Raw genomic sequence first — 13,547 nt, 5'->3', positions numbered from 1 at the left:
GTAGAAATACGGGGCCATAGCTCAGCTGGGAGAGCGCCTGCCTTGCACGCAGGAGGTCAACGGTTCGATCCCGTTTGGCTCCACCACTAACTGCTTCTGTTGTTGAAAGCTTAGAAATGAGCATTCCATCGTGACGATGGTGAATGTTGATTTCTAGTCTTTGGCTAGATCGTTCTTTAAAAATTTGGGTATGTGATAGAAAGATAGACTGGACGTTACTTTCACTGGTAACGGATCAGGCTAAGGTAAAATTTGTGAGTTGCTCTTTATGAGCAAGAATCGAATTTTCGGCGAATGTCGTCTTCACAGTATAACCAGATTGCTTGGGGTTATATGGTCAAGTGAAGAAGCGCATACGGTGGATGCCTTGGCAGTCAGAGGCGATGAAAGACGTGGTAGCCTGCGAAAAGCTTCGGGGAGTCGGCAAACAGACTTTGATCCGGAGATGTCTGAATGGGGGAACCCAGCCATCATAAGATGGTTATCTTAAGCTGAATACATAGGCTTAAGAGGCGAACCAGGGGAACTGAAACATCTAAGTACCCTGAGGAAAAGAAATCAACCGAGATTCCCTTAGTAGTGGCGAGCGAACGGGGACTAGCCCTTAAGTGGCTTTGAGATTAGCGGAACGCTCTGGAAAGTGCGGCCATAGTGGGTGATAGCCCTGTACGCGAAAATCTCTTGGTCATGAAATCGAGTAGGACGGAGCACGAGAAACTTTGTCTGAATATGGGGGGACCATCCTCCAAGGCTAAATACTACTGACTGACCGATAGTGAACTAGTACCGTGAGGGAAAGGCGAAAAGAACCCCGGAGAGGGGAGTGAAATAGATCCTGAAACCGTATGCGTACAAGCAGTGGGAGCCCACTTTGTTGGGTGACTGCGTACCTTTTGTATAATGGGTCAGCGACTTATTTTCAGTGGCGAGCTTAACCGAATAGGGGAGGCGTAGCGAAAGCGAGTCTTAATAGGGCGTCTAGTCGCTGGGAATAGACCCGAAACCGGGCGATCTATCCATGGGCAGGTTGAAGGTTGGGTAACACTAACTGGAGGACCGAACCGACTACCGTTGAAAAGTTAGCGGATGACCTGTGGATCGGAGTGAAAGGCTAATCAAGCTCGGAGATAGCTGGTTCTCCTCGAAAGCTATTTAGGTAGCGCCTCATGTATCACTGTAGGGGGTAGAGCACTGTTTCGGCTAGGGGGTCATCCCGACTTACCAAACCGATGCAAACTCCGAATACCTACAAGTGCCGAGCATGGGAGACACACGGCGGGTGCTAACGTCCGTCGTGAAAAGGGAAACAACCCAGACCGTCAGCTAAGGTCCCAAAGTTATGGTTAAGTGGGAAACGATGTGGGAAGGCTTAGACAGCTAGGAGGTTGGCTTAGAAGCAGCCACCCTTTAAAGAAAGCGTAATAGCTCACTAGTCGAGTCGGCCTGCGCGGAAGATGTAACGGGGCTCAAACCATACACCGAAGCTACGGGTATCACTTAGGTGATGCGGTAGAGGAGCGTTCTGTAAGCCTGTGAAGGTGAGTTGAGAAGCTTGCTGGAGGTATCAGAAGTGCGAATGCTGACATGAGTAACGACAATGGGTGTGAAAAACACCCACGCCGAAAGACCAAGGTTTCCTGCGCAACGTTAATCGACGCAGGGTTAGTCGGTCCCTAAGGCGAGGCTGAAAAGCGTAGTCGATGGAAAACAGGTTAATATTCCTGTACTTCTGGTTATTGCGATGGAGGGACGGAGAAGGCTAGGCCAGCTTGGCGTTGGTTGTCCAAGTTTAAGGTGGTAGGCTGAGATCTTAGGTAAATCCGGGATCTTAAGGCCGAGAGCTGATGACGAGTTACCCTTTGGGTGACGAAGTGGTTGATGCCATGCTTCCAAGAAAAGCTTCTAAGCTTCAGGTAACCAGGAACCGTACCCCAAACCGACACAGGTGGTTGGGTAGAGAATACCAAGGCGCTTGAGAGAACTCGGGTGAAGGAACTAGGCAAAATGGCACCGTAACTTCGGGAGAAGGTGCGCCGGTGAGGGTGAAGCATTTACTGCGTAAGCCCATGCCGGTCGAAGATACCAGGCCGCTGCGACTGTTTATTAAAAACACAGCACTCTGCAAACACGAAAGTGGACGTATAGGGTGTGACGCCTGCCCGGTGCCGGAAGGTTAATTGATGGGGTTAGCTAACGCGAAGCTCTTGATCGAAGCCCCGGTAAACGGCGGCCGTAACTATAACGGTCCTAAGGTAGCGAAATTCCTTGTCGGGTAAGTTCCGACCTGCACGAATGGCGTAACGATGGCGGCGCTGTCTCCACCCGAGACTCAGTGAAATTGAAATCGCTGTGAAGATGCAGTGTATCCGCGGCTAGACGGAAAGACCCCGTGAACCTTTACTATAGCTTTGCACTGGACTTTGAATTTGCTTGTGTAGGATAGGTGGGAGGCTTTGAAGCGTGGACGCCAGTTCGCGTGGAGCCAACCTTGAAATACCACCCTGGCAACTTTGAGGTTCTAACTCAGGTCCGTTATCCGGATCGAGGACAGTGTATGGTGGGTAGTTTGACTGGGGCGGTCTCCTCCTAAAGAGTAACGGAGGAGTACGAAGGTGCGCTCAGACCGGTCGGAAATCGGTCGTAGAGTATAAAGGCAAAAGCGCGCTTGACTGCGAGACAGACACGTCGAGCAGGTACGAAAGTAGGTCTTAGTGATCCGGTGGTTCTGTATGGAAGGGCCATCGCTCAACGGATAAAAGGTACTCCGGGGATAACAGGCTGATACCGCCCAAGAGTTCATATCGACGGCGGTGTTTGGCACCTCGATGTCGGCTCATCACATCCTGGGGCTGAAGCCGGTCCCAAGGGTATGGCTGTTCGCCATTTAAAGTGGTACGCGAGCTGGGTTTAGAACGTCGTGAGACAGTTCGGTCCCTATCTGCCGTGGACGTTTGAGATTTGAGAGGGGCTGCTCCTAGTACGAGAGGACCGGAGTGGACGAACCTCTGGTGTTCCGGTTGTCACGCCAGTGGCATTGCCGGGTAGCTATGTTCGGAATAGATAACCGCTGAAAGCATCTAAGCGGGAAACTAGCCTCAAGATGAGATCTCACTGGGACCTTGAGTCCCCTGAAGGGCCGTCGAAGACTACGACGTTGATAGGTTGGGTGTGTAAGCGCTGTGAGGCGTTGAGCTAACCAATACTAATTGCCCGTGAGGCTTGACCATATAACACCCAAGCAATTTGCAGGCTTCGAGCTGAAAAGCGAAAGAGCACCAGATTGCGGTGTGTGAAGACGAACCGAACCGAAAGTTCGAGATACTCACAAAACACCAAACTATCGCATACCCATTCGCTGGAGCGTGAACCTGCAAAGGCCCACGACCTGGCTCCCGAATTTCTTGACGACCATAGAGCATTGGAACCACCTGATCCCATCCCGAACTCAGCAGTGAAACGATGCATCGCCGATGGTAGTGTGGGGTTTCCCCATGTGAGAGTAGGTCATCGTCAAGATTAAATTCCGAAACCCCTATCTGCGTATGCAGGTAGGGGTTTTGTTTTGTCTGCAAGAAAAGCACGATCGGGCTACAGCACAAATTTGCACAGTTATTTTCGCCCCATGACACTAGAATAGGTCCAACTTTTTCGGAGCCAGAGCCTTTATGCCAGATCCGGTTGACGCCCCTGGGCTGTCAGAATTACCGCTGGACGACTTGGTAGCGTGTCATGAGTGCGACTTGCTGATGCGCAAGCCCAAGCTCGCCCATGGCGAGAAAGCCCTCTGTCCGCGCTGCGGTTACGAGCTCTACGCCCATCGGCATAACGTCGTACAGCGTAGTCTCGCCTTGGTTCTCGCCGCTCTGTTGTTGTATATCCCGGCGAACTTTTTACCCATCATGCAGCTCCATCTACTCGGGCAGTCATCGCATGACACTGTCTGGACCGGCGTTGTTGGCCTGTTCGATACTGGAATGCAGGGCGTAGCAGTCGTGGTGTTTCTCTGCAGTATGGGAATCCCGCTGCTCAAGCTGCTTTGCCAATTAGTTGTACTGCTGAGTATTCGTTTTGATATCGGACGCAGTTACGGCCTGTTGCTCTACCGCATGTATCACCATTTACGCGATTGGGGGATGCTCGAGGTTTACCTCATGGGCGTACTGGTGGCGATCGTCAAACTGGCAGATATGGCAGCAATTACGGTCGGTCTTGGCCTGGCGTGCTTTATCGGTTTGTTATTAGTTCAGGTCTGGTTGGAGGTTGTGATGTCGCCTCATCAGATCTGGCAGGCTTTATCAGGAGAGGATGCCCATGCGGGCGATTGATGCAGGCATTCTTATTTGCACCGAATGCCATGAATTGAACAAGCAGGAAGCCGATACCAACGAGCAGGTTTGCACCCGTTGCGGTGCGCTGGTTCACGCCCGTCGTCCGAACAGTGTGACGCGCACCTGGGCGCTGCTGGTGACCGCCGCGGTTCTCTACATCCCGGCCAACCTGCTGCCGATCATGACCGTCAGTTCACTGGGGCAGGGCGATCCCAGCACCATCATGTCCGGTGTGATCCAACTGGTTCAGCACGGCATGATTCCCATCGCCGCCGTGGTTTTTATCGCCAGTATTTTGGTACCAACGTTCAAATTGGTGGGCATTGCACTGCTTCTGTTTTCCGTGCAGCGCCGCCAGCCACTGTCGGCTCGCCAACGCATTTGGATGTACCGCTTTATTGAGTTCATTGGCCGCTGGTCAATGCTCGATATCTTTGTGATCGCCATCCTGGTGGCGGTTGTGAATTTCGGACGGCTTGCCAGCGTCGAAGCCAATCTTGGCGCCATCGCTTTCGCCAGTGTGGTGATTCTGACGATGCTTGCCGCAGTAACTTTCGATCCCCGACTGATTTGGGATAACACGGAGTCGGACGACGACCATGACTGATTTGCCTACAGCAAAAACCCGACCGGCCTCGAACTGGTCAGCAATTTGGGTGTTGCCCCTGATCGCCCTGATCATCGGCGGCTGGCTCGGCTGGCGTGCCTACAACGAGACCGGCATCGAGATTCAGGTGCGTTTCGAAAGTGGTGAAGGCATTCAGGCCAACAAGACCGAAGTTGTCTATAAAGGCATGTCGGTGGGTAAGGTGAAGACCCTCAAACTTGATGACGAAGGCAGCTCTAAAGGCGTGATCGCCACCGTCGAAATGAACAAGGATGTGGAGCAATACCTGCGGACCAGCACCCGTTTCTGGCTGGTCAAGCCGAGCGTGACCCTGGCCGGCATCACTGGCCTGGAGACGCTGGTCTCGGGTAACTACGTCGCGATAAGCCCGGGCGAGGGTGAGCCGACTCGCAAGTTCAAAGCCCTGGCTGAAGAGCCGCCGCTGTCGGACGCCCAGCCCGGTTTGCACCTGACCATCAAGGCTGATCGCCTCGGCTCGTTGAACCGCGGCAGTCCGGTGTTCTACAAGCAGATCAAGGTTGGCCAGGTCAAAAGCTACTTGCTCTCCGAAGACCAGAGCACGGTTGAACTCAAAGTGTTCATCGAACCCACCTACGCCAAACTGGTGCGCAAACACACGCGTTTCTGGAACGCCAGCGGCATCAGCATCGACGCCAGCCTGTCGGGCGTGAAAGTGCGCAGCGAGTCCTTGGCCAGCATCGTCGCCGGCGGTATCGCGTTTGCCACGCCGGAGAACCGCAAGGACAGTCCGCCCACCGACCCAAGCCTGCCGTTCCGTCTCTACGAGGATTTCGATGCGGCCGCAGCCGGGATTCGGGTCAAGGTCAAACTCAGCGATTTCGAAGGCCTGCAGGCCGGTCGCACACCGGTGATGTACAAAGGTATCCAGGTCGGCAATCTGAAAGCGCTAAAGGTCGATCCGGATCTTTCCGGCGCAACCGCTGAGTTGACCCTCGATCCATTAGCCGAAGATTACCTGGTCGAAGGCACTCAGTTCTGGGTGGTCAAACCGTCGATCTCGCTGGCGGGGATCACCGGCCTGGAAGCCCTGGTCAAAGGTAACTACATCGCCGTGCGTCCTGGCGACAAAGGCGCAGCGCCGCAGCGCGAATTCGTGGCACGACCCAAGGCGCCGCCGCTGGATCTGCGTTCTCCGGGTTTGCACCTGGTGCTGTTCACCGAGAATCTGGGTTCCCTGGAAGTCGGCAGTCCGATTCTCTACAAACAGGTCAAGGTCGGTTCGGTCCAGAGCTATCAGTTCTCTCGCACCAAAAAACAGCTGGTGATCGGTGTACACATCGAGAAGGAATACGAAGGCTTGGTCAATGCCTCGACACGCTTCTGGAATGCCAGCGGCATTACGCTGACGGGTGGGCTGACCGGTGGAATCCAAGTCAAAAGTGAGTCGCTGCAAAGCCTGATGGCTGGCGGTATCGCCTTCGAAACCCCGCAAGCGAAAGCACCGTTGCAGAAGCGGATTCCGCGTTTCCGTCTGTTCGCCAACCACGACGAGGCCAATCAAAAAGGCACCGTGGTCACGATCAAGGTTGATCGCGCCGATGGCTTACGCAACGGCACACCTGTGAGATTCAAAGGCCTGGATGTTGGCAAGATTGAAGACGTCGACCTCAGTGATGACTTGCAATCGGTGATGCTCACCGCACGAATCACAGAAGTGCCGGAGCGTATCGCTCAGGTTGGCAGTCAGTTCTGGGTAGTCAAACCTGAACTGGGTCTGATCAAGACGTCCAACCTCGAAACGCTGGTCACAGGCCAATACATCGAAGTGCAGCCGGCCGCGAAAAACCTCGGCCCGCAGAAGAACTTCGTCGCCCTGGCCAATCCGCCGGAAACCGCTAAACAAGAAGCTGGTTTGAGTCTGGTGTTGAGTGCTGCTCGTCGTGGTTCGCTGAAAACCGGTGTGCCGGTCACTTATCGCGAAATCACCGTGGGCAAGGTGACAGGCTATGAACTCGGCCAGACGGCGGATCGTGTGTTGGTGCACATCCTGATCGAGCCGAAGTACGCGCCGTTGGTGCGCAGCGGCACGCGTTTCTGGAACTCCAGTGGTTTCGGCTTTGATTACGGCTTGTTCAAAGGCGCGACGATGCGAACCGAATCGCTGGAGACGCTGATTCAGGGCGGCATCGCTTTCGCCACGCCGGATGGTGAGCGTATGGGCAGTCCGGCGCGACCCGAACAGACGTTCCCGCTGTTTGACAAGTTCGAAGACGAATGGCTGACTTGGGCGCCGAAGATTTCGATCGGCAAGTAAGCCTAAACAGCAGACATGAAAAAGGCCGCGATCCATTAGATCGCGGCCTTTTTTATTGCCTTCGATTAACGCAAATCAGACGGCATCCAGCTCAGGCTCGTCCGCTTCAACATTAACGGCAGCCTTCACTTCATCGTGACGACGGATGTACTTCCAGTCCGCCTCGTCGATGTAGATCCCGTTCGGCCCGCTGCCACCTTCCAGGTCGATGGCGACACTGGCGCAGACCTGCGGCTTCACACTCGCCAGGATCGGCACGAAGCCCAACTGCAAGCTGGTTTCCAGCAGCGCTGCCTGGTTCTTCTCGTCAATGTCCGCCGCCTCGTCGAGGTAGTACGGCAGGCGCACGCGACCAGCCTGATCGCGGTCCATCAAGTGCAGCAACAAGTACATGTTGGTCAGCGCCTTGATGGTCATGGTCGTGCCGTTGGAGGCGGCGCCATCGATGTCGGTATGAATCACCGGCGATCCGTTGACCTTGGTGATCTCGAACGCCAGCTCGAACAAGTCCTTGAGGCCAAGCTGGTTGTGGTTCGCCGCCACCAGCCGCGCCAGGTATTCCTTGGCTTCTTCGTTCTTGTTGTCCTGATCAGCGCTTTGGCTCAGGTCGAAAACCGAAAGGGTTTCGCCTTCTTCGTACTGGCCGGCGCTGTGGATGATCTGGTCGATGTGCTTGAGCGCTTCCTTGTTCGGCGCCAATACGATGCGGAAACTCTGCAGGTTGGAGACCTGACGCTTGTTGATCTCGCGGTTGAACAGCGCCAGTTGATGCTCAAGGCTGTCGTAGTCGCTGCGGATGTTGCGCAGGGTCCGGGCGATGTCGGTCACCGCTGCACGGCGAGCCTTGCCCAACGTCAGCGCTTCGTCGGTGCGGTGCGCATACGCGTTGATCAGCAGTTGCAGGCGACGCTCCATATCGTCTTCGCTGTCGAACTTGGCCACGCCTTTGAGGCGGACCTGAGCGTACAGCGCCTCGATCTGGCCATCGCTGCGCTGCAAACCCTGCCAGCTGTCCTGATAGTCGTTGAGCAGTGGCAGCAGGTTGTCCATGGAATCGTCGATCGGGTCCATGAATGGCGTGCCGAACGGCATGTCAGCCGGCAGCAACTGGCGGCGGCGCAGGGCGTCGTCGAGGGTGCGTTGCTTGGCTTCCATGTCGCCGATCTGCCGGCCAACCAGTTGCAGCTTGGCCGACAGTTGCTGGACGCGCTCGGTGAAGGCGTCGCTGGAACGCTTCAATTCTTCCTGAGCCGCTTCCATCTGCGCCAATTGCTCAAGCTTGTCGTCTTCCTCGGCACTCAGGGTTTGCGCGCGACGGAAATCTTCCAGGGCTTTCTGCGCGTCCAGCACTTGCTGATACAGCGCTTCGGTCTGGGTCTTGCTCGCGGCGCGGTCGGCGACCACGGCCGCTTGGGTTTTCAGTTGCTTGAGTTCTTTGTCCAGACGTTCTTTCTGATCGCGCAATGCCGCACGATCCGCCAGGGCTTGCAGCGCTGGAGGCTCAATGTGCGAGATGTCGATGGACAGGCCCGGCACGTCGAAACGCTCACCTTTGAAGCCATCGAGGATCAGCTCCAAAGATTTGACCCACTTGCCGTCCTCGTCCAGCGTGATGCCATGCTCGCCCAGCGGCAGACTGAACAGCGCACTGTTGAACAGGCGCATCAGGCGCTCGACGTCTTGTTGCGAGAATTCCTCGCGCAGACGGGCGTAGCTGTTGTTGTCGGCGTGATCGAGTTGCTGCTTGACCGACTTCAGGCGTTTTTCCAGATCCCGCAGGCGCTCTTCCAAATCTTCGGCGCTGAACTGCCGCGACTGCGCCAGCGCACCGGCCAGTTCATCGTGCGCGTCCTTGGCCGCGAGCAGTTGCTGCTCAAGCACTTTGACGTCATCGACCAGCGCGAAGCGATGCTTGAGCACCGACAGCTCGCCGAGCCAGCGCTGGATGCCGGTGATTTCCCGCTCCAGACGCATCAGCTCCTGAGTGCCGCCGCGCTGATCGTTTTGCAGCGCGTCCTGTTCGTTGCGGTAGTGCTCGACCTGAATCGTCAGCTCTTCCTTGCGCGCACTGGCGTAGTCCGACCAAGTGCCGAGCAGGGAATCGAGCAGCGGCGAGATGCGGTGCAGTTTGCCGCGCAGGATATTGCGCTGGGTCACGCCTGCCGCGAGGGCTTCAACCAATGGACCGGCTGTGACCAGCGAGTTGTAGTCCTGCTCCATGCGTCGTACATCGCGGAACGCTTCTTCGCACGCGGCGATGTAATCGACGCTGCCGGAACGCAGGCTGTGTTCGAAGGCATCGAGAAACAGCTGCTTGAGCTTGGCCGCGGTGATTTCGCGCATGTGCAGCAGGTTGATGAACAGTGCGCGGAAGGTCTTCAGGCTCTGCTCGCTGGTGGAGCGCAGCGGGATCAGCGTCAGGTCCAGTGGGATCGAGGTGTGACCGCCGACCAGCAAGCGACGCAGTTCATCCGGTTTCAGTTCGTAGGCTTTCAGGCCTTCGCGCTCAAGGTTGGTGAACAGTTCTTTCTGGCGCAGGCAGGTGTCGTTCTTCTGGTAGTGAGCCAGGTCGAGCTTGCCGGCGTAGGCAAAGAACTGGTGACCGAAACCACCGCCCGGGCCGCGACCGACCACGCCAATCACATGAGGGCCGTGGGGCAGGGACACTTCGACCAGGATGTAACTGGTGTCCGAGGCGAAGTAGAAGCGCCGGGATTGTTCCAGGCTGTACTTGCCGAAACTCATGTCCGACATGCGCGCCAGAATCGGGAACTGCAAAGCGTTGATCGAGGCGGATTTGCCGAGGTTGTTCGCGCCGTAAACCGACAACGGTTCTTCCAGCGGGAACAGGCCGAGGCTGTAACCGGCGGTGTTCAAAAGGGCAAAGCGGCGAATGCCGTAGCGTTCCTTGCTCATGCATCGGCCTCCTGTTCTTCGGCAATGGCACGGGCCATGGCGTCTTCTTCGCTTTCTTCTTCGAAGTCGCTTAGATCCAACGGATCATCGGTTTCCAAAAGTTTTTCGTCGCTGTCGTCATCGATCAGCACGGGCACCGGCAATGGCAACACGCTGTGCAGGCTGGCCGCTAGATCGCGATCTTGCTGAACCGAGAGGCAGACATCGAGGAAACGGTGCATCGGCGGCAGGAAACGGTAGACGCCGTTTTCTTCGCCGGCGAAACCGAGCTGAGTCATGCGGCGCATGATTTTTTCTTCAAGTTCTTCGACGGTCTGCACTTCAGCCTGAATGAACAGGTCGCGGTATTTCTCCAGCAACGATGGCAATTCATCGCGACCGAGGCTGCCGCCGTCGAGCACGGCGACCGGGTCGCGGCCCTGATCGGCCAGATGTTCGACGAGGATGAAGGTAAACAGTGCAAGACGTTGTGCGGTCTTGTTCACCGCCGCAGCGGCGAGGTCCGGCACAAAGTAGTAGAAACCGCGGGTGTCGCACACCAGTTCAAAGCCCAGCGCCTTGAACAGCGTGCGGTACTGGTCCTGGAAGTTCGACAGTTGCGCGTACAGCTCCGGATCGCGGCGGCTGACGTGATAGCCCTTGAACAGCTCGCGAAAGATCGGCGCCAGCTGGGACAGTTCGGATAGATCAAGATGCATGTGGAGTGCTCGCAGAATTCTCGATGGCATCTGGGCCGGCCGAGAGCAGGGCGAAGGAGCGCAGGCTGACCTGGTGCTCATGAGTGTGATAATCGCGGCGTTCCAGACGCTCGCGTTTGAAGCGTTTTTCCCGCGACAGGCGCGAGAACCAATAAAGCAATTCGTCGGTAGCGCCGTCCGGCTCCTGCTCCAGCAACCAGGTCATCAGGTCCGGCATCGGCAAGGCGTCTTCGCAGCGTTCGAGCATTTCCCGAACCGTGCGTGGCGCGCGCGGTGCTTCGCCTTTCTGCGTCTTGTGGGCCTTGGGGAAGCGTGCCGGTTTCGGCTCGAAACGGGCCAGGGCGTACACGTAGGCTTCAACCTGACTGGCGCTGCCGAGGAAGGTGCTTTGCGGGCGGGTAAACATCGGCATCGCGGCTTGCGGCACCGCATCGATGCCTTTGCGACGGATGGCCGACAGCGCCAGCGCGGCACCGCGGGTCACGGCGTTGTGGCGGCGGGCTTCTTCACGCAGCGGCAGCAGCAGTTCTCGGGCATGACGCAGGGTCAACTGGGCGCTGGTCTGCATTTCGAGGATGCGCGCGTGGGTACGCAGCAGCATGTCGTCGTCGACCAGATGGCCGAGGCGCTGCTGCTCGGTGAGCATCTTCAGCAGGACGTTCTCGACCTTGCGCACGCCTTGTTCGAAGGCGCCGTCGGCGTTCACCAACTGAATCATCGGCTCGACGTATTCGTCCCAGGTTGCCAGCACTTCGGCGTAACGCTGACGCAGCGGGATCTGCCGGTCGCTGGTCTTGGCGCGTTCGGCGACGGCCACCAGTGCCTGTTCGTCGTTGGCGAGTTTCTTCAAAACGTCGCGCACGCGCATGTCGAGCAGGCGCAACTGGCGCGCCAGGTCGTGGCCGTCACGGATGTCGAAGGCGTCCTGGATGTAACCGGCCAGACGCTCGAGGTGGCGCAAATAGGCTTCGATCTCCAGGCACAGGCCCAGACGGTGCTCACGGCGCAGGTAGGCGAGGAAGTCGTGGATCTGCGCGTTGAGCTCGAAACGGTTCGGGCTTTTCGCCACGGGAACCAGAATGTCGAGGCGGATCCACACGTCCAGCAGGCTGGTGATGTCCTGCGGCGTACTGTCGAGTTGCTGGGCGGCCAACTGTGAACGCAGTTCGTTGAGGCTCAAGGTGCCTTGGTCGAAGTGCTCGCACAGTGGCTCCAGAAGTGCCCAGTGTTCAGCGAGGGCGCGCAAGACGCGCTTGGGTTCGATCATCGGAATGGCCGGCTGGTTGGCAATTAAAAGCCGCGATTGTACTGCATCGCAGGCGTGTCGATTCACTCTCGGGACGGACTGTCGGCTTTCTATCGATCAAGCGTGGGCGATCTTGAGCGAAGGGCGGTAGAATCACCGCACTTTAGTTATCCACAAGTGGCCGACCTTTGCTTATCGAGTCCCGTCGTCGCGCTTATTTGACCGCCATGCAGGTGGTCAACTGGCTGCCGCGCACCGAATTGCCCTTTGCTGCGCCCTCGCGCCCGGAACTGCTGGAGATGCCCGAGCCGGTGGTCGTCGCCCCGGTGACGCCGGCTCCTGTGGCTGAGGCGCTCGTGGAACCTGTGGCCACACCGGCTGAACGGGTGAAAATCGAGGTGCCACGGCCATCGTTGGCCAGCACGCGCACGAACGCCAAGGTGGAAGAAGAGGCGACTCCAGTCGCGGTCAAGGCTCCGGTCGTGCCGCCGCCGCGTTTCGCCCTGCAATTGCTGCGGGCGGGGCGCTGCCTGCTGTTGGTCGAGTTACCCACAGGCGAATCGTTCCAGACCCGCGACCCCGCCTATCTGTTGCTCAAGGACATGCTGCGTGCCGCCGGTCTGCCGGACAGCCCGCAAATCGTCGGTGAGCCGGTGCGCTGGCCTTTGCTGGTTCGGGGCACCATGGATCAAGGCCCGGAAGCGGCTCGCGACTTCGTTCAAGGTTTTCTATCGGCCCGGCTGGAAGACGCTCCGTGCGTCTGCGTGTGGCTGATTGGCCTGCCGGCGGTGCGTTTCGCCGGTGAAGCAAACGCCGAATCCTTCAACCGTGAACTCCAGGTCGATGGCCTGGGCTCGGTCTGGGCCCTGCCGGGTCTGGAATTATTAATGGAAGAGCCACAGCGTAAGGCTGATGTCTGGCAAGCCATGCGTCGGCTGATGGCGCGCTGGAAAGAATCGAATGAGTGACGCTGTATCGTTCCGCCCAATGATCGAGGCGGACATGGACGCTGTACTGAAAATCGAATACGCGGCCTATAGCCACCCGTGGACCCGCGGAATTTTTCTCGATGGCCTGGGCAAGTACCAGATCTGGCTGATGTTCGAAGGTCAGCAGCAGGTCGGTCATGGCGTGGTGCAGATCATTCTGGATGAAGCGCATCTGCTGAACATCACCGTCAAACCGGAAAACCATGGCCGTGGCCTGGGCTTGACGTTGCTGGAGCATTTAATGTCCCGGGCGTATGACGCCAAGGCGCGGGAGTGTTTTCTGGAAGTGCGAGACAGCAACCGTGGCGCGTTTAAGTTGTATGAGCGTTATGGGTTTAACGAGATCGGTCGGCGTCGGGATTACTATCCTGCCGTTGGTGGTCGCGAGGACGCCGTCGTCATGGCTTGCACTCTGGTCGACTGATGTATTGCTATTGTTGCAAGGGAGGCAAGCTCCCTCGCCACAG

8 protein-coding genes, 1 tRNA gene and 2 rRNA genes are annotated in these 13,547 nt (G+C 57.2%); 8 read left to right on the top strand and 3 right to left on the bottom strand.

Annotation, left to right across the window (positions count from 1 at the left end):
• Positions 1–10 precede the first annotated feature (10 nt).
• From ACYZT7_RS27590 to ACYZT7_RS27565, 6 genes are all read left to right on the top strand, one after another.
• Positions 11–86 (top strand) — tRNA-Ala (locus tag ACYZT7_RS27590).
• 249 nt (positions 87–335) lie between these two features.
• Positions 336–3,227, top strand: a 23S ribosomal RNA gene (locus ACYZT7_RS27585).
• Positions 3,228–3,400: 173 nt separating this feature from the next.
• Positions 3,401–3,516, top strand: a 5S ribosomal RNA gene (gene rrf / locus ACYZT7_RS27580).
• A 149-nt stretch (positions 3,517–3,665) separates the two neighbouring features.
• Positions 3,666–4,325 (top strand): paraquat-inducible protein A, encoded by a 660-nt coding sequence (locus ACYZT7_RS27575; RefSeq protein ID WP_462038982.1) that lies wholly within the window; start codon positions 3,666–3,668, stop codon positions 4,323–4,325.
• Positions 4,312–4,935 carry a paraquat-inducible protein A gene (locus ACYZT7_RS27570; RefSeq protein WP_462038981.1) on the top strand — a complete coding sequence of 208 codons (624 nt, stop codon included), beginning with the start codon at positions 4,312–4,314 and terminating at the stop codon, positions 4,933–4,935. The genes ACYZT7_RS27575 and ACYZT7_RS27570 overlap by 14 nt, the downstream gene beginning before the upstream one ends.
• A complete protein-coding gene (locus tag ACYZT7_RS27565) occupies positions 4,928–7,231 on the top strand; it encodes a PqiB family protein (protein WP_462038980.1) in 2,304 nt (767 codons plus the stop codon). Before ACYZT7_RS27570 ends, ACYZT7_RS27565 begins: the two co-directional genes overlap by 8 nt.
• A 75-nt stretch (positions 7,232–7,306) precedes the next feature.
• On the opposite strand, the gene mksF is transcribed toward ACYZT7_RS27565, so the two are convergent.
• From mksF to mksB, 3 genes are read right to left on the bottom strand one after another with little or no spacing between them, the layout of a single operon-like run.
• On the bottom strand, positions 7,307–10,147 hold the full coding sequence (mksF, locus tag ACYZT7_RS27560; RefSeq protein ID WP_462038979.1) for an Mks condensin complex protein MksF: 2,841 nt from the start codon (positions 10,145–10,147) through the stop codon (positions 7,307–7,309).
• A complete protein-coding gene (gene mksE / locus ACYZT7_RS27555; RefSeq protein ID WP_462038978.1) occupies positions 10,144–10,845 on the bottom strand; it encodes an Mks condensin complex protein MksE in 702 nt (233 codons plus the stop codon). The genes mksF and mksE overlap by 4 nt, the downstream gene beginning before the upstream one ends.
• Positions 10,835–12,112, bottom strand: a complete 1,278-nt coding sequence (mksB, locus tag ACYZT7_RS27550; protein ID WP_462038977.1) for an Mks condensin complex protein MksB — start codon at positions 12,110–12,112, stop codon at positions 10,835–10,837. Before mksB ends, mksE begins: the two co-directional genes overlap by 11 nt.
• Before the next feature lie 206 nt (positions 12,113–12,318).
• Here mksB and ACYZT7_RS27545 point away from each other — a divergent pair, with 206 nt between their 5' ends.
• Positions 12,319–13,059 (top strand): energy transducer TonB, encoded by a 741-nt coding sequence (locus ACYZT7_RS27545; RefSeq protein ID WP_462041874.1) that lies wholly within the window; start codon positions 12,319–12,321, stop codon positions 13,057–13,059.
• Positions 13,052–13,504: a ribosomal protein S18-alanine N-acetyltransferase gene (rimI, locus tag ACYZT7_RS27540; protein WP_462038976.1), complete on the top strand. Its 453-nt coding sequence runs from the start codon at positions 13,052–13,054 to the stop codon at positions 13,502–13,504. The genes ACYZT7_RS27545 and rimI overlap by 8 nt, the downstream gene beginning before the upstream one ends.
• Positions 13,505–13,547: the final 43 nt, after the last annotated feature.

The sequence above is a fragment of the Pseudomonas sp. RT4P38 genome, from assembly GCF_054897765.1.
This window is presented reverse-complemented; position numbering and strand designations above follow the sequence as displayed.

What these genes read in the sequence shown, in the direction of transcription:
- ACYZT7_RS27575 (WP_462038982.1), top strand. Translation starts at nt 3,666, where the DNA reads ATGCCAGATCCGGTTGACGCCCCTGGGCTGTCAGAATTACCGCTGGAC.
- ACYZT7_RS27570 (WP_462038981.1), top strand. Translation starts at nt 4,312, where the DNA reads ATGCGGGCGATTGATGCAGGCATTCTTATTTGCACCGAATGCCATGAA.
- ACYZT7_RS27565 (WP_462038980.1), top strand. Translation starts at nt 4,928, where the DNA reads ATGACTGATTTGCCTACAGCAAAAACCCGACCGGCCTCGAACTGGTCA.
- mksF (WP_462038979.1), bottom strand. Translation starts at nt 10,147, where the DNA reads ATGAGCAAGGAACGCTACGGCATTCGCCGCTTTGCCCTTTTGAACACC.
- mksE (WP_462038978.1), bottom strand. Translation starts at nt 10,845, where the DNA reads ATGCATCTTGATCTATCCGAACTGTCCCAGCTGGCGCCGATCTTTCGC.
- mksB (WP_462038977.1), bottom strand. Translation starts at nt 12,112, where the DNA reads ATGATCGAACCCAAGCGCGTCTTGCGCGCCCTCGCTGAACACTGGGCA.
- ACYZT7_RS27545 (WP_462041874.1), top strand. Translation starts at nt 12,319, where the DNA reads ATGCAGGTGGTCAACTGGCTGCCGCGCACCGAATTGCCCTTTGCTGCG.
- rimI (WP_462038976.1), top strand. Translation starts at nt 13,052, where the DNA reads ATGAGTGACGCTGTATCGTTCCGCCCAATGATCGAGGCGGACATGGAC.